Annotated in this window: 14 protein-coding genes; 7 read left to right on the top strand and 7 right to left on the bottom strand. The window is 74.8% G+C overall.

What is annotated here, in order from left to right; translation table 11 throughout:
* Positions 1-28: 28 nt before the first annotated feature.
* Positions 29-889 (top strand): hypothetical protein, encoded by an 861-nt coding sequence (locus tag E0504_RS14040; protein WP_131624709.1) that lies wholly within the window; start codon positions 29-31, stop codon positions 887-889.
* A 1,000-nt stretch (positions 890-1,889) separates the two neighbouring features.
* On the opposite strand, the gene E0504_RS14035 is transcribed toward E0504_RS14040, so the two are convergent.
* The 3 genes from E0504_RS14035 to E0504_RS14025 form a co-directional block, all read right to left on the bottom strand.
* Positions 1,890-3,641 (bottom strand): acyl-CoA dehydrogenase family protein, encoded by a 1,752-nt coding sequence (locus tag E0504_RS14035; RefSeq protein ID WP_131624707.1) that lies wholly within the window; start codon positions 3,639-3,641, stop codon positions 1,890-1,892.
* The gene (locus E0504_RS14030; protein WP_112106112.1) at positions 3,638-4,426 is read right to left on the bottom strand and encodes a TetR/AcrR family transcriptional regulator; all 789 of its coding nucleotides are present in this window, start codon (positions 4,424-4,426) and stop codon (positions 3,638-3,640) included. The genes E0504_RS14035 and E0504_RS14030 overlap by 4 nt, the downstream gene beginning before the upstream one ends.
* 82 nt (positions 4,427-4,508) lie before the next feature.
* Positions 4,509-4,853, bottom strand: coding sequence for a hypothetical protein (locus E0504_RS14025; protein ID WP_131624705.1), 345 nt, complete (start codon positions 4,851-4,853; stop codon positions 4,509-4,511).
* A 964-nt stretch (positions 4,854-5,817) separates the two neighbouring features.
* Here E0504_RS14025 and E0504_RS14020 point away from each other — a divergent pair.
* The 3 genes from E0504_RS14020 (at position 5,818) to E0504_RS14010 (ending at position 11,371) form a co-directional block, all read left to right on the top strand.
* A complete protein-coding gene (locus E0504_RS14020; RefSeq protein ID WP_131624704.1) occupies positions 5,818-10,140 on the top strand; it encodes a diguanylate cyclase domain-containing protein in 4,323 nt (1,440 codons plus the stop codon).
* A gap of 155 nt (positions 10,141-10,295) precedes the next feature.
* Positions 10,296-10,706: a response regulator gene (locus E0504_RS14015; RefSeq protein ID WP_071064067.1), complete on the top strand. Its 411-nt coding sequence runs from the start codon at positions 10,296-10,298 to the stop codon at positions 10,704-10,706.
* A complete protein-coding gene (locus E0504_RS14010) occupies positions 10,703-11,371 on the top strand; it encodes a histidine kinase (protein ID WP_112106113.1) in 669 nt (222 codons plus the stop codon). The genes E0504_RS14015 and E0504_RS14010 overlap by 4 nt, the downstream gene beginning before the upstream one ends.
* Positions 11,372-11,377: 6 nt before the next feature.
* On the opposite strand, the gene E0504_RS14005 is transcribed toward E0504_RS14010, so the two are convergent.
* Both E0504_RS14005 and E0504_RS14000 read right to left on the bottom strand, forming a co-directional pair.
* Positions 11,378-13,384 carry a PAS domain-containing sensor histidine kinase gene (locus tag E0504_RS14005; RefSeq protein ID WP_112106114.1) on the bottom strand — a complete coding sequence of 669 codons (2,007 nt, stop codon included), beginning with the start codon at positions 13,382-13,384 and terminating at the stop codon, positions 11,378-11,380.
* A gap of 283 nt (positions 13,385-13,667) precedes the next feature.
* On the bottom strand, positions 13,668-14,912 hold the full coding sequence (locus tag E0504_RS14000) for a phosphatase PAP2 family protein (protein WP_112106124.1): 1,245 nt from the start codon (positions 14,910-14,912) through the stop codon (positions 13,668-13,670).
* A gap of 562 nt (positions 14,913-15,474) precedes the next feature.
* On the opposite strand from E0504_RS14000, the gene E0504_RS13995 reads away from it, so the two are divergent.
* Positions 15,475-17,049, top strand: a complete 1,575-nt coding sequence (locus tag E0504_RS13995; RefSeq protein WP_131624702.1) for an adenylate/guanylate cyclase domain-containing protein — start codon at positions 15,475-15,477, stop codon at positions 17,047-17,049.
* A gap of 101 nt (positions 17,050-17,150) precedes the next feature.
* On the top strand, positions 17,151-17,939 hold the full coding sequence (locus E0504_RS13990; protein ID WP_112106126.1) for an SDR family oxidoreductase: 789 nt from the start codon (positions 17,151-17,153) through the stop codon (positions 17,937-17,939).
* Positions 17,940-17,971: 32 nt separating this feature from the next.
* Here the strand turns inward: E0504_RS13990 and E0504_RS13985 are convergent, their stop codons facing one another.
* Entirely contained in the window at positions 17,972-18,391 is a 420-nt protein-coding gene (locus tag E0504_RS13985; protein ID WP_198541328.1) for a hypothetical protein, read from the bottom strand.
* A gap of 364 nt (positions 18,392-18,755) precedes the next feature.
* Here E0504_RS13985 and E0504_RS13980 point away from each other — a divergent pair, with 364 nt between their 5' ends.
* Positions 18,756-19,517 (top strand): SDR family NAD(P)-dependent oxidoreductase, encoded by a 762-nt coding sequence (locus E0504_RS13980; RefSeq protein ID WP_112106116.1) that lies wholly within the window; start codon positions 18,756-18,758, stop codon positions 19,515-19,517.
* Positions 19,518-19,538: 21 nt separating this feature from the next.
* On the opposite strand, the gene E0504_RS13975 is transcribed toward E0504_RS13980, so the two are convergent.
* Complete coding sequence (locus E0504_RS13975; RefSeq protein WP_112106117.1) at positions 19,539-20,420, bottom strand: TIGR03854 family LLM class F420-dependent oxidoreductase; 882 nt, start codon at positions 20,418-20,420, stop codon at positions 19,539-19,541.
* Positions 20,421-20,479 lie beyond the last annotated feature (59 nt).

Below are 20,479 nucleotides of genomic sequence, written 5' to 3'. Positions count from 1 at the left end.
TGGAATAGCCGGCTCACCGGGAATGGCGGTGACTCACCTGGAATGGCTCTGCCGCGGCGGTCGGGCCGCGGGCCGTGCCGCCGGCCCGGCCTTGGACGCCGCCGAGGCGACCCTCGGGTGCGCCTGCGAGCTCTGGACCCGCCGGTCACCGCCCCGTTGGTCACCGCTCCGCGGGTGGGCCGCCGCGTCGTGCGGGCGCGACTGGGTGCCTCGCGCCCGGCGGTCGGTGCTCGGCGGGCACACCGGCGGCCGGGCGGCGGTGGTGGCCCGCGGCGCGACCCGCCCGGCCGCGGGCCGGCCCGCGGTGTGCCGACCCGGCGCGGGGCGCGTCGACGAGGGCTTCGAGGAGGCCGTCGAGAGGGCCGGCGCGGCGGGCGTGCTCAGCCGCCCCTGCGAACCCGCCGGAGCGGATACGTGTGTGCCGCCTGCCGGCGCCGCGCCGGCACCGCCGGTACGGGCGGGACCGATCGCTCCGACGGGCACCGCGGTCGCGGCGCCATGCGGCCGGGACGGCGCCGCCGGACCCGACCGCGCCGGACCCGGAGCGGTCGGCGCCGCGGGCGAGTACCTGGGCCGGGTCGTCCCGGACGCCGGACCCGACACCGGACCGGTCTGGGGCCGCGCGGTGTGGACCGGCCCAGACCGCGTCGGCGTCGACGCGGTCTGGGCCGGAGCCGTCCGAGGCGGCGCGGTCTGGGCCGGGACGGCCGTCTCGTACGGGCTGGAGGGCCGGTACGGCCTGGTCGGGCTCGGCGACGGCCGCACCGTCATCGTCGGCCCCGCCGTCGGCCGGCCGGTTGTCGACCTGCCGGTGGTCGGCTTCGGTGTCGGCCTGGAGGTCGGCTTCGCCGTCGGCTGGGCCGTGGACCGCGGCCCGGCGGGCGCGTGACCGGTGCCGGTGCTGGCGGGCGGCGTCCGGCGGGGACCGGCGGGCGTGGTCGGACTGGGACTCGGCGTGCGGCTGGTGCTGGGCGACGGCGACCGGCTCGGCCCGCCGCTCCCCGTCGCCGGCACGCCCGGGCGGCCCGGCACGGTGGTGGGCTGATCCCACCCCGTCGGCCAGGACGGCCCGGACGACCCGCCCCGGGTCGGCACCGGCGGCACGGACGTGGTGCGCGGCCCGCCGGAGCCGGATGCGCCACCGGCGCCGCCCCGCGTGGCCGGCACGGGCCAGCCGGAACCGGAGCCCGACCCGGCGCCGGTGGCCGTGGCCGTCTCGGCGTCCGGATCGGGGCCGGCCGCGACCGGGCGCGAGCCGGCCGTGGCCGGTGACGGCGCGGGGTCGGGCTCCTTGACGACGAGGCCGGAGGCCTCGGGCACGTCCGGGCTGGCCGGCGGTGCGGTCGCGGCCGAGTCGGCCGGGCCGGAGAGGCGCACCGCGACCGCGCTCAGCGCGAGAACCACGGTGACGCCGGCCGCGGTGACGATTCCGGCCCGACGGCGGTCATAGATCCAGGCCCATTCGGCCACTCCTCGGACGAGCCCGAAGATGCCTGCGACGACCACCAGGGACGCCACAGCGAGAAAGAAGACGATCATCACACCCCCGGAGGCAGGCGACGCGGGCCCAGCCCAGGAGGTGGCCCGTCACCTTCCGTTACGCGAACACTACATTGCGTTTCCAGTAGCGCGAGTCTCGGACCGCTACAAACTGTCCAGAGTCAGGATAGAACGGGACGTACCGCCCAGAGTCATATCCGACGTTTGTCACACCCTCCAGGCACACTCTCCGCACACGTCTGATCGCTTACGCACGGCCACGCGATCAGGCTCCCGGCCCGGACGGCCGGCCTGGCCGGCCCCGGTCGCGGCCTCGGCCGCCCGCGTCAAGCCGGGAGGCAGGCCCGCGACCTCGTATGTCAGGCGATGCCAGCCGACGTCAGCCGACGTCAGGCGGTGGCGGGCGGGATCCGGCGCAGGATGCCCTCGAGGTCGAGCCCGGGTGGGAGGGTCCCGAAGGCCAGGCCCGCGTCCCCGCCCAACCGGGCCGCGCAGAACGCGTCGGACACCGCGGCGGGCGCGTGCCGCACCAGCAGCGAGCCCTGCAGCACGAGCGCCATCCGCTCGACGAGCCGGCGCGCGACCAGCTCGATCACCGGCGCCCCGCCAGCCCCACCCGCGCCCGCCGCCCTACTCGTGCCGGCCGCCCTACTCGTGCCGGCCGCCCTACTCGTGCCGGCCGCGCCGCCGGTGCCGGTGAGCAGGTCGTCCAGCTCAGCTCGGAGCCGACGCCACGCCGTGTCGAGCCGGCGGTCGCCACCGGCAGCCGCGTCGACCTCGGCGCCGTAGGCGGCCAGGCTCGCGGGCTCGCGGCCCAGGGCCCGCACGACGTCCAGCGCGTTGACGTTGCCGGAGCCCTCCCAGATGCCGTTGAGCGGGGCCTCGCGATAGAGCCGCGGCAGGCCCGACTCCTCCACGTACCCGTTGCCGCCGAGGCATTCGAGCGCCTCGGCGACCATGGCCGGCTGGCGCTTGCACACCCAGTACTTGGCGAGGCCGGTCGCGAGACGACGGAAGGCACGCTCGCCCTCGTCGCCGTGCTCGGCGCGGTCCACCGCGCCGGCCACGCGCATCACGAGCGCGACCGCCGCCTCCGACTCCACCGCGAGATCGGCCAGCACGTTGCGCATCAGCGGCTTGTCTATGAGCAGCGAGCCGAACGCCGAGCGGTGGCGGGTGTGATGCGTCGCCGCGACGAGCGCCGCGCGCATCCCGGAGGCCGCGCCGACAGCGGAGTCCAGCCTGGTGAGCGCGACCATCTCAATGATGGCGCGCACCCCGCGGCCCTCCGTTCCGACCAGGTGGCCCAGCGTCCGGTCGAACTCCGGCTCGGCGCTGGCGTTGCTGCGGTTGCCGAGCTTGTCCTTGAGCCGCTGGATGAGGAAGGGGTTGCGACCGCCGTCCGGCAGCACCCGCGGGACGAGCAGGCACGACAGGCCGCCCGGCGCCTGCGCCAGCACCAGGAACACGTCGTTCATCGGGGCACTGGTGAACCACTTGTGCCCGCGCAGCAGGTACGAGCCGTCCCCGGCCGGGACGGCGGTGGTCTCGTTGGCGCGGACGTCCGAGCCGCCCTGCTTCTCGGTCATCCCCATGCCGGCGAGCAGGCCGCGCTTGGACAGCGGCGGGCGCAGGCCCGGGTCGTAGACGGTGCTGGTCAGGCCGGGCAGATAGGCCGCGGCCAGGTCGGGGGCGGCCCGCAGCGCCGGTGTGACGGCGTAGGTCATCGACACCGGGCACAGATGGCCCTGCTCGACCTGCCCCCAGACGAGGAACCCGGCCGCGCGGGCCACGTGCGCGCCCGGCCGGTCGGCGGCCCACGGCGCTCCCGCCAGCCCGGCGCCCACGGCCACGCGGAGCAGCTCGTGCCAGGCCGGATGGAAGTCGACCTCGTCGACGCGGTTCCCGTACCGGTCGTGCGTGCGCAGGACGGGCGGGCACCGGTTGGCCTCGTCGCCCCATCGCTGCGCCTCGGCCGTGCCGGCGAGCCGGCCGAGACGGTGCAGGTCGTCCGCGTGACCGGCGGCGCCCTCGCGGGCCAGCGCCTCCAGCAGTGCGGGATCCTCGGCGACGTCGTGGCCGACCAGCGGCGGTGGTTGGTTGGTGACGCGATGCGTCGGGCCACCGCCGTCCGCCGTCATCCGGTGCCACCGGGCGGACGGCCCGCCGGCGCCGGGACCTGCCCGGCCACGGCGACCTGCCCGGCCACGGGGACAGGACCGGCCGAGAAGGACGGCCAGCCGCGTTCCACCGGGCACGCGCCGACACACCGCAACGCCATCGCCACCACCTCCCGGACCACCCGCTCGGCCTCGCGGCCGCCGCGGGGAAGCTCCTCGGTCATCGAGACCGGGCCGACGAGCACCTCGCCGATCGCGCCGGTGAGCGCCGCCGCCGCGACCATCGGGTCCTGTGCCGGCAGCGACCCCGCCTCGACGCCCTCGCGGACCAGAGCCGCGAACACGTCCCGGTACCGGCGGCGGAAGTCCAGGCGCTCGGCCTCCACCGCCGGGTCCGACGGTGCCACGAGCAGCGCGTAGGCGAGGCCGCGACGCGCCAGCGCCCGCCGGGTGAACAGAGCGACCGCCTGGACGAGTCGGTCGACGGGATCGCCCCCGGCCGCAGGCGCCTCGGCGGCACCCGGGGCCGTGGCATCAGGCACAGCGGCGGTCGACACAGCGGCCAGGGCGGAGATCAGGGTTGCCTCGCGGTCGGCCGCCCGCCGGAAGACCTCGACTACCAGCGCCGACTTGGACGGGAAGTGCTGGTAGACCGAGCCGACCGACATGTCCGCGGCGGCGGCGACCGCGGTGACCGACGCGCCGGCCCACCCGGCGTCCGCCACCAGGTCGGTGGCCGCGACGATCAGTCGCTCACGTGCGGCGGCCAACCGATCGTCGACTGCGGTGGTGCGACGGTAGGGCACAGAAGGAGTGAATCACCGTTCGCGCCTTCAGGCCACGGCGCGGCGCCGATTCGGCCCCTACGGACCAACCCGATCAGGCCGGTCACGCCGATCTCCTGGTCAGGCCGATCAGGCCGGTCAGGCCGATCAGGCCGATCAGGCCGATCAGGCCGATCAGGCCGATCAGGCCGATCAGGCCGATCAGGCCGAGGCGGCCCGGCGGGCGACCGCCCCGCGACCGGACGACGCGGGAAACATCAACCGACGGCACGCAAACAGAAAAAGTGCCCGGGAAAATCCCAGCCGGCATTGATGCCGGTAGAAGCCACGGACTTCCGGCGGCACGCCGGCACACCAGCGCATGCTGACTGGCAAACCGAACGCCGACCGGATACGCACAGATGTCACCGGCGCCCGCCTGCCGGCATCTCACACCCAATGCCGCCACGCGCGGGCACCATCGCCGCCGCGCCACCGCCACGGCCGCCGATATGCGGCCGCGGGATGCGTGCGCTCGTGATATACGACTTCGTGATATACGCGGTGGACGGACGGCGACTTTCCGACCCATCGTTTCTACCACAGGGCCGCTTAGCGGTGCCGGCGGCAATGCCCCGCCCCACCGCTTCACCGCCGTTTAGCCGGGCGAGCTTCCGGCCCACCGGTTGCGCAGGGTCACCCCGGCCCCCGTCGCCGGCGGGCCCGCCGGCGCCCCGCGACGACGCCACGAACAGCGCATTGCACGTCCTCCACAGGAGCCTGCCCGTGGTGACGGTGACTCCAGGAGCCCGGTACACGGAGACACAATGGTCACTGTGAGTATCACAAACAGACGCTCGGACGAATGTCAACGAGGTCGCTGTGGCCGCAGTGCCTCCGCACGGTCGCACCGGGCATCACGGCGCTACCGCGGCGCCCGCGCCGCCGCGACCGCGGGGTGATGGCGCGGGCGCAAGCAGGCGGCACCGACTCGGCCCGCACGGCGCCCCGCCCCGCCCCGGCCCGGCCCGGCGCCGGATTCGCGGCGTTCACCGGCCCGGCCGCCACCGGTATCCGGTGTATCGCCCGCGGCCGGCCATCCCCGTACCGGGCCGCCGGCCCGATTTGCCGAACCGGCCTCGAAGTGGCCGGTAACACAGCTTCCGTCGATTGACCCACCGGCCCGGCCGCGGGCGAAAGACACCCCGACACGCGCGCGACGGCGCGTCCGATTCCCACTTGGAGCAATTCGGCCGGCCGGGCCCGGCGGTGTAAGAACCACACAGGTACCCGTCGGGTGAAACAGTCCGCGGCGCAACTCGTATGCTCTTCCCCTGCCGGGATTCGACGGATCAAAACCGAATACCGTCACCAAACACGGTCCCGGCGGGGTGCCGTCGCATCGGCAGCGGCGGGGGAATGGAAACTAGCGGATGACCATGGGCGACCGGCGACACCGGATGACGCCCGGCGACCGCGCTCGGCGGCGGGTCGAGCGGCGGCGGGTCAGGCGTGAGCGCCGTTGGGTCAGGTGGTCGTTCGGCCGCGGTCGGCTGGCCGGGTGGCCGCTGGTCAGCGGACTGATCGCGATTCTCGCGCTGAGCGGGGTCGCGCTGGCCGGTGGCAGCCGCTGGCTGGCCGACATCGAACGGGACCGGCTGGCGAACCGGGTGAGTCTGATCAGCAACCTGGCCACCTGGGAGTCGACGGCCGACGACCCGGCGGGCCTGCGGGCCGTCGTCGAGCGCACCGCGTTCGACCCCAACGACAAGGCCCGCAATCACCAGCTCGCCGCCCAGTTCCAGATCACTCCGGCGGGCGACACCACGCTGCTGGTCGCGCTGCTCGACCGCGCCGGGACGCTCCTGTCGGTCCGGCCGGCTCAGGGCGCGGTGAGTCCGGAGGATCTCGGACCGGCCTGGTCGACGGCGTGGAGCGGCGGCAGCGCCGTCTCGCCGGTCTTCCCGTTCAACGGGCACGCGGCGCGGGCCACCGTCATCCCGGTCGGTGGCCCGCGGCCCTGGGCGGTCCTGGTCAGCGTGTCCACCGAGGAGTCGAAGCGGCAGCTCGGCACCGGCATGGGCACGCTCCTCCGGCTACGCGGGCAGGGCGCCGTCTCCACCATCGACGCACGTGGCATCGCTGTGGTCTCAACCGACCTCTCGCTGCCCGGGACCCGCGTGCTCGACCCCGCCGAGCTCAGCGCGGCCTGGCGCTCGACCAACCGCACCCGGGTCTGGACGACCGGCGGCGAAGACGGCTACACCCACGTCGCCGCCGCCCAGCCGGCGACCGGGTACACGACCTACCTGGTCCAGCCGACCGCGCAGCTCTACGCGGAACTACGGGAGCAGCGATCGCACCGCAACATCACCCTGCTGGTGGTGACGATGGCCGCGGTGCTCTCGATCGCGGTCGTCGGGCTGCACGAGGAGACCCGCGCCCGGCGCCGGCACGGGAAGCTGAGCTCGCTGCTGGCCGCCACCCGCGACATCGTCATGACCGTCTCGGCCGCCGGCCGGCTCGAGTACGTCAGCCCCGCCGCGGCGACCCGGCTCGGCCACGATCCCGCGGCGCTGCGCGGGCGGCCGCTGTCCGATCTGATGCGCGGTGGCGACGCGGAACGGGTCGCCGCGCTGCTCGACGAGCCGCTGCCGGCAACCGTGATGAACGTCCGGCTGCTGTCCGCCGCCGGGCACGAGCACTGGTTCGACGTGTCGGCCCGGCGCCTCGCCGACGAGACGGGCTCGCCACGGGCGATCCTGACCTTCCACTCGATCGAGCGGCGCAAGTCCCTGCTCGACCAGCTCGGGTTCCAGGCCGGGCACGACCTGCTCACCGGGCTGGCGAACCGGGCGACCTTCGACGAACGGCTCGCCGGCGCCCTCGGCCACCAGCCGGCCGGCGGCGCGCTCGCCCTGCTGTACATCGACCTGGACCACTTCAAACCGATCAACGACACCTACGGGCACGCGGCCGGCGACCGGGTGCTGACCGTCGTGGCGAGCCGCCTCACCGGCACGGTCGGCGCCGGGATCGCGGCCGGGCCCGACGCCGACGCCGGGGCCGGGGCCGGGAGCACCGTCAGCCGGTTCGGCGGCGACGAGTTCGGCATCCTGCTGCCCGGGGCGGACGAGACCGCCGCGGGCGCGATCGCCGCCCGTGTCGTCGCCGCGCTCGGCGAGCCGATCGACCTGGACGAGACCCGCGTGACGGTCGCGGCCAGCGTCGGGGTCGCCGTCGCCCGCGGGACGTGCCGTCCCGAACAGCTGCTGCGGGCCGCCGACCAGGCGATGTACCAGGCGAAGGCGGCCGGCCGGGCCCGGTACTCGATCGGCGTGGTGGCGGAGGCGGAGCCCGACCCGTCCGAGGCGGTCGCGCCCACTCCCCCGATGACACCGGCGGCGCCCCAGGCGCCCGGGACGCCGGCCACGGGGAGCCCGTCCGTCTCGCCCCCGCCCGCCGCGCGCCCGTCCTCGCGGCGTCTGTCAGTCGCGCACCCGTCCGCCCGACGACTGTCGGTCCGACGACTGTCGGTCCGGCGGCTGTCAGTCCGGCGGCCGTCGCCGCGGCGGCCGTCCGTCCGGCGCCGAGGGGGTACTCGCCCGCCCGCTCCGCTGCGGCACCGGCTCGCGGCGGCGATCCCGTCAGCGACCGTCGTCGTGGTGCTGCTGGGGACCGTGACCGCCGGGCTCGCGATGGAGACCACGGCGCGTGACAGGGCTCAGAAGCAGCGGATCGACGCCGGCGTCGAGCTCGTCACCCACGTCGCCGAGTACGCCCATGCCCTGAGCGACCCCGGGCGCCTCACCGGGGTCGTCTCGGAGATGCCCTGGCCGCTCGGGAACCCCGCCGCGCTGACCGAGGTGTTGCGGGTCATGGGGACCTCGGCCGTTGCCGGCCCGGGCTCGCTGCTGGCCGTCGTCGCTCCCGATGGCCGGCCGATGGCGACCGAGCCGCCCGGTACGCCCGTGCCGATACCCGTCGGCGACGATCTCTGGTTCGACGCCAGCCGCAAAGGGGCGCTCACCCCGATGATCCTCGTCAACGGCCGCTCCCGGATCTGCTCCATCGTGCCGATCCTGCGCGGCGGGTCCGCGGCGGCGCAGCTACTGCTGTGCCCGACGAACGTGCTGCCCGCCGCCCGGACGCTGCGCTCCATGAACGGCCTGTCCGGGGATCTCGGCCGAGGCGGCATCTCCGTGCTCGACGTGCGCGGCCGGGCGGTGCTGTCCTGGGACGAGGCGCTGGTCGGCAGGACGCTGGTCGAACCGGCCGACCTCGAGCAGGTCCGCGACGGCACACCCGGCCTGGTGCGCTCGGCGAGCCGGCCGGACACGATCGCCGTCGCCACGGCGATCCCGGGCGGCGGATACGTCCTGCTGGACCAGACCGCCGACCTGTTCCAGCTGAGCCTGCTGGAGTACCGCTCGATCGGCGACGGGCTGCTCTTCGGGATCATCGGCGTCACCGTCATCGGGCTGGCCGTGGCCAACCGGCGCCGGGAGCGCGCGGTGCGCCAGGACTTCGAGCAGCTCGACATGCTGCTGCACGGCGCGCACGACATCGTCATCCTCCTCGACCGGAGCGGCCGGCTGGATTTCGTCAGTTCCGCGGCGGAACCGCTGCTCGGCCGGGACAGCCAGGAGATGCTCGGCCACGACCTGCTGCGATACGTGCACCCGGAGGACCGGGCGGCGGTCCGCGAGTTCCTCGCCGGCCCGGCCGGCGAGGCGGCGGACGGCCGGGCGCTGCAGGACATCCGGCTCGAGGCACGCGACGGCAGCCACCGCTGGTTCGACATCGAGGCGACGGCCTGCGCCCCGCGGCCGCCGGCCGCCCGCGCCCGGGGCCCGGTGCTGACCTGCCGGGAGATCGGGGAACGGCGCGGCCTCACCGAGCAGCTGCGCCGGCGGGCCCGGCACGACCCGCTCACCGGGCTGCCCAACCGGGCCGCGCTGGCCGAGCACCTCGACGCGGTCGCGCGGCGCAGGACAGCGTACGCGGTCCTGCTCGTCGACCTGGACTATTTCAAGCCGGTCAACGACAGCTTCGGCCACGAGGTGGGCGATCATGTGCTGCGGGTGACCGCCACGCGCATCCGCCGGGTCCTGACCGGCGGCGGCGCCGGTAGCGGTAGCGGTAGCGGAGACGGTGCCGGCGGCGGCACTGGCAGCGCCAGCGGCGACACTGACGGCGGGGTCGACGCCAGCGGCGACAACAGCCCGCGCCAGCCTGATACGGCGCCCGTTCCCGGCGGTGCCGCGGGCGCCGGGGAGCGGCCCCGTTTCCGCCGCCGCCCGTCGTCCTGGTTCGGCGGCGGCCTGGGTGGATCATGGAACCTGCCGGAGCAGGGTGAGGTCTTCCGGGTGGGCGGCGACGAGTTCGTCGCGGTGCTGGCCGGCCCCGCCACCGCGCTCGCGGGCGGGCTGGACGTCGAGGCCGTGGCCCGGCAGACCGCCGACCAGATCACCGCGATCGTCCGGGAGCCGATTCACGCGGGCGGGCGGCTGGTGACGGTGGGCGCCACGGTGGGCGTCGCGCTGTCGCGGGGGGCGGCCGCTCCGGAGGCCGTCCTGCGCCTCGCGGACGCGGCGATGTATCAGGCGAAGCGGTCCAGGCCTGACGGCCGCCCTCCGGGCGAGCCGCTGCGCACCTCCCCGCCCGCCAGGCCGCTGCGCGCCCCCGGCACCGAGCCAGCCCCCGTCACCGAGGCCGCAACGCCAGCGGACACCGAGGCCGAGCACGCGTTGTGACGAAAACCCGGAACATCGGAAATGCAACTTCGCCGGTTGCGCCGTCCGGTGTCAGGGTCGTGCCGTATGGTGGCGCCGTTCGGGCTGACAGGCGGCGAGATGGCCCCGGTTCGGGGCGACCGAGGTGGCGTGTGCGGAACCCATGCGGAGGCGAGATGCGCACCCACGGCCGGCCACGAGCGCTCGTCGTCGACGACCAGGAGATGATCCGGCTGCTGGCGGCCCGGGTGCTGTGTGACGGCGGCTGGTCCGTCGAGACGGCGGGCGGCGTCGCCGAGGCGCTCGCCCTGCGGCCGCTCGGCTTCGACGCGCTGGTCATCGACACGCGGCTCGGCGCCGAGCGGGGCACCGAGCTGCTCGCCGCCCTGCGGCTCGACGATCCGCTGGTGCCGCGCCGGTGCCTCATCCTCAGCGGCGCGTCCACCGACCCGGCGCCGGACGACGTCGCCGTGCTGCTCAAGCCGTTCCGGGCGGACGACCTGCTCGACGCGGTGAACAGGCTCTCGGGCCGGCCCACGGTCGACGATGACCCGCCGGGCGGTGGGCGCCAGCGGCGGACCGGATGACCCAGTCCGGGACGGCCGGCGACGCACGTGTCGCCGACCGTCTGATGTTCCTCATGATCGCGCTCCAGGAGCGCGCGAACCGGGCCCTCGTCGAGGAGCTGCACGACGGGCCGATGCAGGAGCTCACCGGCATCCTGCTGTCGCTGGCGAGCCTGCGCCGGAGCCTGCCGGCCGAGGCCGCCGCGCAGATCACCCAGATCGAGACCCGCCTGCGCGACGCCGCCGCCGCGCTGCACCGGCCCCAGCCGCCGTTCCGCCCCGGCAACGGCCCCCGGCAGATGCTCGAGCTCGGCCTGACCCAGCGGGTGGAGGGGGTCCTCGTCGACCGGCTCTACACCAGCCTGGACATCGACGTCGCCCCGCCCGCGCTCGCGGAGGTCGCTGTCGTGCTGGCGACCGTCCAGCTCCTGCTGCAGGAGAGCGACCCGCTGGAGCGCCCGGCGCGTGCGCTGGTGGCGGTGCGGAGCAGTGCCGAGCATGTCGAGCTGGCCCTGCGGGTCGCCTACGCCGACGGCTTCCGCCCCGACGCCGCGACGGCGGGCCGGCTGGAGCGGCTGCGGCAGGTCGCGGACGTCCTCGGCGCCCGGCTGAGCCCGGACGCGGTCACCAGCGCGTGGTCCGCGGCGGTGCGGCTGCCGCGGGCGCCGTCCCAGGCGGGCGGGTAGGCACCGTCAGTTGTCGCGGGGCCAGGGCGGCGCACCGAGCGGGGGGAAGGGACCGCCGGGGGCATCCAGCGCCTCCCGCACCTTCGACAGCAGCACCCGCTCGGAGAACGGCTTGGTCAGCAGGGCAAGCCCCGGGGCGAGCGTCCCGTTCTGGGCGAGCACGGGCTGGGCGTACCCGGACATGTAGAGGACGCGCAGGTCCCGCCGCTGCTGGCGGATCCGCTCGGCGACCTCGCTGCCGAGCAGCTGCGGCATGACCACGTCGGTCAGCAGCAGGTGGATCTCCTCCCGCGTCGTCGACGCCAGCGAGATCGCCTCGGGCCCGCTCGCCGCGATGATCACCTGGTAGCCGTTGCGGGCAAGGATGCGACGGGTGAGCTCGCGCATGGCCGGCTCGTCCTCGACCACCATGATCGTCTCGCCGCCGAACAGCTCACCGTCGGCGAGCTGCTCCTCGGCCGCCGGGACGGCGCCGTCGACGGCCGGCAGCAGCGCGCTGACGGTGGTGCCGACGTTGACCGTCGACAGGATCTCCACGTGCCCGCCCGCCTGGGTGACGATCCCGTAGACGGTGGCCAGGCCGAGCCCGGAGCCCTCGCCCTTCGTCTTGGTCGTGAAGAACGGCTCGAACGCGCGCGCGGCGACCTCCGGCGACATGCCCGTCCCGCTGTCGCTGACCCGCAGGTGCACGAAGCGCCCGCCGCGCAGCCCCGGGCGGGCGGCCGCCGTCTCGTCGTCGATGCTCACGTTCGAGGTGTCGATGGTGAGCGTGCCGCCACCGGGCATCGCGTCCCGCGCGTTGACGGCGAGGTTCACCAGCACCTGCTCGATCTGGCCCACGTCGGCCAGCACCGTCCACAGGCCCGGGTGGGCGGAGGTGTGCAGCTCCACATGCTCGCCGAGGGTGCGCCGCAGCAACTGCTCCATGTCGTGGACGACCCCGTTGAGGTCCAGCGGGCGCGGCTGGACCACCTCGCGCCGACCGAAGGCGAGCAGCTGATGGGTGAGCTGGGCGGCCCGGTCGGCCGCCCGCTGGACCTGCTCGATGTCGCGGCGGGCGGACTCCCACCGGCCGCCCTGGTCCCTGGCGGCGGTTCCGACGACCTCACCGACGAAGGCCGTGTAGTTGATGATCACTGCGAGCAGATTGTTGAAGTCGTGTGCCACGCCGCCGGCGAGTTGGCCGAGGCTCTCCAGCCGCTGCGACTGGTGCAGCTGTACCTCGAGCCGTTCCCGCTCCGCCTGGGCCCGCAGCCGCTCGCGCTCCGCCTGCGCCTCCAGCCGGTCGGTGACGTCCCGGATCGCGGCCGAGACGAGCAGCCCGTCCTCGGTCTCCAGCGCGGACAGGGAGATCTCGGCGGGGAACTCCGTGCCGTCCCGGCGGCGCGCGGCGAGCTGCATCCCCGCGCCCATCGGCCGCGGCCGCGGATCGTCGAAGTAGCGGGTGCGGTGCCGCGGGTGCAGGTGCCGCACCGACTCGGGGACGAGGATCTCCATCGGTTGCCCGACGAGCTCGTCCCGGTCGTACCCGAAGAGCCGCTCGGCCTGCGCGTTCACCAGCGCGATCCGCCCGTCCGGGCGCACGCCGACGATCGCGTCCGGCGCCGCCTCCAGCAGGCCGCGGAACATGGCCTCGGCCCGCTTGCGGCTCGTCACGTCCCGGATCGCGGCCGTGACGAAGATGCCCTCGGCGGTCTGGACGGCCGACAGCGAGATCTCGGCGGGGAACTCCGTGCCGTCCCGGCGGCGCGCGGCGAGCTCCACGCCCGCGCCCATCGGCCGCGGCCGCGGGTCGGAGAGGTACGCGCCGCGGCGGGCCGGGTGCGCCCCGCGCAACGCCTCCGGGACGAGGATCTCCATCGGTTGCCCGACGAGCTCGTCCCGGTCGTACCCGAAGAGCCGCTCGGCCTGCGCGTTCACCAGCGCGATCCGCCCGTCCGGGCGCACGCCGACGATCGCGTCCGGCGCGGCGTCCAGCAGACTGCCGGGCGGCACGTCGGCATAGCCCGCCAACGACTACCCCCAGATCGTGAACGACGTGTCACGCAATGACACATGGTAGCCCGGAGGGCGCGGGACGTTCGACCGCAAACGGGTATCAGTCGGACCGCGCCACGATCATGTCAGCAGGTGCCGAGGTCAGCGTGCCCAGGTGCCCGGGAACCGGTGGCACGGTCAGGATCTGAGATCCCGGCAGAGAGCCCGGCCAGCCCCGCCCCGACGATCACGACGTCGACGGTCTCCACACTACCTCCGAAGATCCGGGTGGCCGCGGGACTCCCACGGCCGTGTCACGCTACGTCACGGCCGACACGGGATCGGTGTGCGCAGTCGGCCTGTCCCCCGGGGCATTCCCGGTTCCGGGACTCTCGAGCCCGTGCTGGGACGGCACCGCCGGCTCCGCGGGTACCGCCGGCTCCGCGGGCGCTGATGACTGCGTGGGCACGACCGGCTCCGCGGGCACGACCGCCGGAGGCACCACCGAGACACCCGGGGACACAGCCGAGACCTCCGCGGACCCCGCGGATGCGGCCGGCCGCGGGGCCACGGACGGCCGGAACCCGAGGCTCACCAGGGCGGGCTGCTCCGGCACCGGGCGACGGCGGCCGACGAGCAGCACCGCGCCCGCGACCAGGGCGCCGCCCACGATGCCGTCCAGCCAGAAGTGGTTGGCGGTCAGCACGACCACGGCGACGGTCGCCAGCGGCTGGATCACCGCGAGCCAGCGCATCCGGTGGCGCAGGATGGTGACCACCGCCCACGCCTCGAGGATCGCCCACCCCACGTGCAGACTGGGCATCGCGGCGTACTGGTTGGCGACCCCGCCGCTGCCCTTCCCGTACGGTGACGGCCCGAAGAGCATGCCGGTGTCGACCAGGCCGACCGACGAGTCGACCCGTGGCAGGAAACGCGGCGGCGCGAGCGGGTAGAGCAGGTGGATCCCCAGGCCGGCGCCCGTCGCCAGGATGATCACGTTGCGGACTCGGCGCCAGTGGTCGCGGTGCCGGGCGAACACCCACACCAGCAGCAGGATGGCCGCCGGGAAGTGGACGCCGACGTAGTACCAGTTCGCCCCGTGCGGCAGCCACTGGTGCGCCAGCGCGACGCCCTGCAGCGAGGCCTCGTCGGGCAGGCGCAGGAACCGCTCCAGCCGCCAGACGTCAACAGCGTGCCCGAGTGCGTCGGGCTCGCGGCCGGTAGCCAGGTGCCGGCTCAGGCTGTAGCCGACGTAGAGCAGCCCGAGCAGGATGACCTGGCCCACCGTGTAGGCGAGCAGGCCGAGCCGCACTCCCGCCCACCGCGGGCGCACCCGCTCGAAGGCGTGCGAGGGCCACGACCCGACGCGGGCGAGCCGGGCCACGGCCCCCGCCCCGGCGGGCGGCGCGTCACCCAGGCCGTGCGCCGCGCCGGCGGGCGGCGCGGCGGCGCGGCGCGCGGACGCGGCGGCTGGTGGTGGCGCGAAGGGAATCAGCCCAGGCAACGCCACCGGTACGGCCGCGGGTCGCTGCCGTGGCAGCGCGGCCGAAGGAGCCCCGACCATGTTTCCCTCCTCGTCGACGCGTTCCGGACCCGCCACAAGGACGGGCCCACCGCACCGGACGTGACACCCGGCAGCCGCCCCCGTGGACCAACACTCGGCAAACCAACGCCACACGGCAACCGATTTCGCTCGGCGACCGTTACCGCCGGACGACCGATGACGCTGGGCACCACGGACACGACGCCCTGAGTGTCGCCGACAGGTCCGACAATTCCCGGGCGCCGCCGTCCCCGGCTGTGCGCGGCCTCGACGGGCGTGGGCCGCGACCTGTCCGAGTGTCGGCGTTTCGGCCCGGAAAGGCAGTGGTGCCAGCCCCCCGATCGCGATGGGGTCACCGCCCCCGGCCTTGGTACGGCTCGTTCGGGCCCAGCGGGTGGCCCCGGCGCGCCCGGCAGGCGCCGAGGGCCGACCTAAGCCGCGAAAGCCCAGCCCAGGACCCTGCCGGGCCCCTGCGAGCCGTCGCCGGTGGGGGCAGTCGGCCCACCGAGGTGGTGCCAGCACCCCCGCGCGGGTGACCCTGGCCTGCTGGCGACGGTGTAGGCGAACCGGGCTGAATGGAGCCATGGCGCGCAACGGCACGGCGGGCGACACCACACCAGGCCACGAACCAGGCAGCCACCGACCAACGGACGAGACCGGGAGCACCGGAGCGATCACCGTGCTGCTCGCCGACGACAACCTGATCGTCCGGGAGGGCGTGCGGGCGCTGCTCTCCCGCGTCGCCGACATCGTGGTCATCGGTGTCGCCGCTGACCACGACGAGCTGGTCCGCGCAGCCGCGCGGCTGCGCCCCAGGGTCGTCGTCACCGACATCCGGATGCCGCCGGACTTCACCGACGAGGGGGTCCGGGCGGCCCAGCGCATCCGGGCGGCGAGCCCGGCGACAGGCATCGTGCTGCTCTCCCAGTACGACGAGCCCGACTACGCGATCACGCTGCTGCGTGACGGCCTGTCCGGCTACGCCTACCTGCTCAAGGAGCGGGTCGCCGACCCCGACCTGCTGGCGCGCGCCATCCGCGAGGTCGCCGGCGGCGGCTCCATGCTGGACCCGGACATCGTCGCCGCGGTGATGACGCCCGTCCGCGAGGCCGGGACGCTGACCCGCGAGCAGGAGGAGCTGCTGCGCGACGTCGCCCACGGGCGCCCCGTGGCCGCCATCGCCGCCGACCACGGCGACACCCCGGCCGCCGTCAACGCGGCGATCGACGCGCTGCTGCTGCGGCTCGCGCAGGGCGCGAGCTCGGGCCAGGCCGGCGCGCTGCGCCGCCTGCGCATGCTGCACGAGGCGCTGATGAAGCGCGAGGAACAGGACGTCGCCCTGACCAGGCTGCTCCCCAGCGGCCTGGCGCAGAAGCTGCGCGACGACGCCACCGCCGCGAGCCGCGCCGAACGCCTCGTCGTCACCGTGCTCATGTCGGACGTCCGCGGCTACTCGGGCATCGCGCAGCGCACCGACCCGATGGTGCTGGCGCACCAGCTCGACGAGCACCGCCGGGAGATGAACGCGGCGATCCTCGCCGAGGGCGGCACCGTCCTGCAGTACGCCGGGGACGCGGTGATCGCTGTCTTCGGCGCGCCGGACCCGACCAGCGACCACCGCGAGCGTGCGGTGCGCGCCGCGGCCGCGATGCACCGGCGCCAGCGCGGCCTGGACGAGCGGTGGACCAGGCGCCGTCTGGAGCCGTTCGGGCTGGGCGTCGGGGTCTCCACCGGCGAGGTCGCGGCGGCCCTGCTGGGCTGCGACGCGCACCGGGAGTACACGCTGGTCGGGGACACGATGAACCTCGCGCAGCGGCTCCAGTCGATGGCGGAGGCGGGTGTCACGATCGTGAGCGCCGCGACCGCGGCGGCGCTGCCCGCCGACGTCGTCGTCCCCCTCGACCCGCGGCCGGTGAAGGGGCGGGTCGGGGAAGTCCGGGCCTACCGCGTCATCGCCGGCGGCGCCTCCGCCCCCATCCCCGTTCCCGTCTCCGTCCCCACTCCCGTCGTTCCGGCTCCCGTCGTTCCGGCTCCCGTCGTTCCGGCGCCTGCCCTCACCGCGCCTGCCTTCACCGGGCCGGCGCTCACCGGGCCTGCCCTCACCGCGCCGGTCCCGCGGCCGCGCCGCCGCCGTCTGCTGGCCCGCTCCGCCGCCTGAGCGCCGGGCACGAGCCCCGCCCGATGGAAAATGGGCCCCGGAACGCAGGCCGGGGCCGCCGGGGAGATCCCCGGCTGATCGGGAGGGTCGTGATGACCGCGATGACTCAGCCGGAGCAGGCGGACGCGGGCAGGGGGGTCGCCGTCGTGACCGGGGGCAGCCGGGGCATCGGTGCCGCCTGCGCCCGTCTGCTGGCGCGGGCCGGGTGGACGGTCTGCGTCACCTACCGTTCGGACGAGGCCGCCGCGCAGGAGGTTGTCCGGGAGTGCGACGCCGCCGCGCGGGCCCTCGGCACGCCGGCCGGGGCCGCCGCCGTCGCCGCGGACCTGGCCGATCCGGCGCAGATCCCCGGGGTCTTCACCGCGGCCGACCGCCTCGGCCCGCTCACCGTCCTGGTGAACAACGCCGGGATCGTCGACCGCCAGATGCGGGTGGACGAGATGACCGCCGGCCGGCTGACCCGGATGTTCACCGTCAACACGGTCTCGTCGATCCTGTGCGCCGGGGAGGCCGTCCGCAGGATGTCGACCCGGCACGGCGGCGCCGGCGGGTCGATCGTCAACATGTCGTCGGCGGCGGCCAGGCTCGGCAGCCCGGGGCTGTACGTCGACTACGCGGCGAGCAAGGGCGCGATCGACACGTTGACGCTCGGCCTGGCCAGGGAGGTCGCGGGCGAGGGCGTGCGGGTCAACGCGGTGCGCCCGGGGATCATCGCGACCGACATCCACATCAGCAGCGGGGAGCCGCAGCGGCCCGCCCGGATGGCGGGCAGCATCCCGATCGGCCGTGCGGGCACCGCCGACGAGGTCGCCCAGGCCGTGGCCTGGCTGTGCTCGCCGGCCGCGTCCTACACGACCGGCGCGATCCTGGACGTCGCCGGCGGCCGCTGAACGAAGGCTGAACGGAGGCCGAACAGGCGCGGCTACCGGGCCGACGGGGGCCGGAACATGACCAGGGCGGTGGGGTTCCGGCGGGCGTAGCGCAGGGCCGCCCGCTCGCAGGAGCCGCTGACCCACTCCAGCGTCCAGTCGACGTTCACCAGGCCCACGACGTCGGCGACGCGCTGCTGGAACTCGTCGTCGACCTCCTGTTCGGCGCTGCGGGAGGCGTAGGCGACGCCCTCCATGCCGAAGGCTCCGTACATCCCGGCCGACCACCGGGCCCATCGCGTCCATCGGTCACGCACGGCGACCACGACTAAGCGGGAACCCATCCGCGCCGCGAGCTCCGCCGCGAGCAGGACATCGGCGAGATCTCCGGCGTCACCCGCGCGTAGGCCCACGATCACATGACTTCCCGACGTTGTCCGCGCGGCAAGTCGACGTCCCTCAGCCTGCTCCACGGTTCCTCCTCCGCCGGCGCCGTCCCGGTCGAGTTACCGCCGAGGATGGTGGCCACGATTGTGATGGGAAACACCAGAAAGGGGAAGTACCGAAGAGACCTGATTTTGTCGAACGCTCGTGGTTCACGCATCCGGCCCGCCATCTCTTCGGTCGCCCGCACGCGGCGACCTGCCCGTACCACGTGATCCGGGTGCCGTCCTCCTCTTTCTGCCCCGTCCCGATCGCTCGTACGCGGACCAGTCGCGGCCGGTCGCCGCGGAGCCGAGAATCCTGAGATCCGGGACGCGCGCGCCGAGCTCACCCTGCGGGCACGCACCGTCCGTCCGGGTATGTCATCGCCGGTCGCACGAAGGCGGGAAACAGATGTCGGTATTGGACAGATTCCGCCTCGACGGCAGGGTCGCCATCGTCACCGGGGCCTCGTCGGGGATCGGCGTCGGCTTCGCCCGCGGGCTCGCCCAGGCCGGCGCGGACGTCACTCTCGGTGCCCGGCGCACCGACCGGCTCGCCGCGACCGCCGCGCTGGTCGAGGCGGAGGGCCGCCGGGCCGTCGCCGTCGGCACCGACGTGGCCGACCCGGAGTCGTGCCGGAACCTCGTCACGGCCGCCATGGACACCTTCGGGCGGGTCGACATCCTGGTCAACAACGCCGGGATCGGTTCGGCCCACCCGGCGCTGCGGGAGACCCCGGAGCAGTTCCGCTCGGTCATCGACGTCAACCTCAACGGCTGCTACTGGATGGCCCAGGCCGCCGCGGCCGTCATGCGGCCGGGCAGCAGCATCATCAACATCTCCAGCGTGCTCGGCCTGACGACGGCCGGCCTCCCGCAGGCCGCCTATTCGGCCAGCAAGGCGGCCCTGCTCGGGCTGACCCGCGACCTCGCCCAGCAGTGGACGGGCCGGCGCGGGATCCGCGTGAACGCCCTGGCGCCCGGGTTCTTCGAGTCCGAGATGACCGATCAGTACCGGCCCGGGTATCTGGAGAGCCAGTCGGCACGGATCCTCGCCGGCCGCTTCGGCGACCCTGAGGAGCTGACCGCCGCGCTGATCTTCCTGGCCTCCGACGCCGGCGGCTACGTCACCGGGCAGACCCTCGTCGTGGACGGCGGCGTCTCCATCACCTGACCGCGCTGCTCAGGGAGCCGGTCAGGTCTCCAACGGCATGAGCTCGCGGGCGAACCCGTCGAGGAACTCCGGCCAGCCGGCGGAGTCGATCAGCGGGTACACGACGAACTTGCTCACCCCGGCGTCCACGTACCGGGCGACGAGCTCGCGCGCCTGAGCCCACCCGCGCGGGACGAGGTCGGCGGGGTCGCGCCCGGGGCGCCGCCCCCGCAGTGCCACCGCCGTCGCCGCGGGGACCTCACCGAACGCGATCCGCAGGCTCAGCCCATGGTGCTCCGGATCGACCTCGCGCCCGGCCTCCGCGGCGGCCGCGTTGATCACGGCGATGCCCGCGGCGGCCTCGACGGGGTCGACCAGGCTCGCCAGCCAGCCGTCCCCGTAGTGGCCGATACGGCGCAGCGCGGCCGGCGCCGCCCCGCCGAGCCAGATGTCGAGCGGACGGGCCGGGCGGTCCCCGATCCCGATGTCGGTGACGTCGAAGAACTCGCCGTGGAAGGTCACCGTCTCCTCGGCGAGCATCCGGCGCAGGAGCTGGAGCGCCTCGTCGAACACCGCGCCGCGCCGCCCGGCCGGCACCGGGAACGCGTCACGCTCGGCCGGACGGGCCGGCCCGAGCCCGAGCACCGGCAGGACCCGCCGCGGCGCCAGCGCGGCCATGGTGGCCAGCTGCTTGGCCAGCAGGACGGGGTTGCGTCCGGGGAGGACGGCGACCCCGGTGCCGACCTTGATCGAGCTGGTGCGGCCCAGGGCATACGCCATGCCGGCGAGCGGGTCGACGCTCGCGGCGGAGAGCTGCTCGGAAAGCCACAACGAATCCACACCGAGTGCCTCGGCCGTGTCGACCCGGGCGGCGAACTCCCGGCCGGGGACGGCGGCGAACCCGACACCGATGCGAACCTTCATACGGTCAGCCTAGGTCGAAGCGCTCCACGGGGCCCCGAGCCGAGTGTCCCGGGTAGCCC

This window comes from Parafrankia sp. BMG5.11 (assembly GCF_004337455.1).
This window is presented reverse-complemented; position numbering and strand designations above follow the sequence as displayed.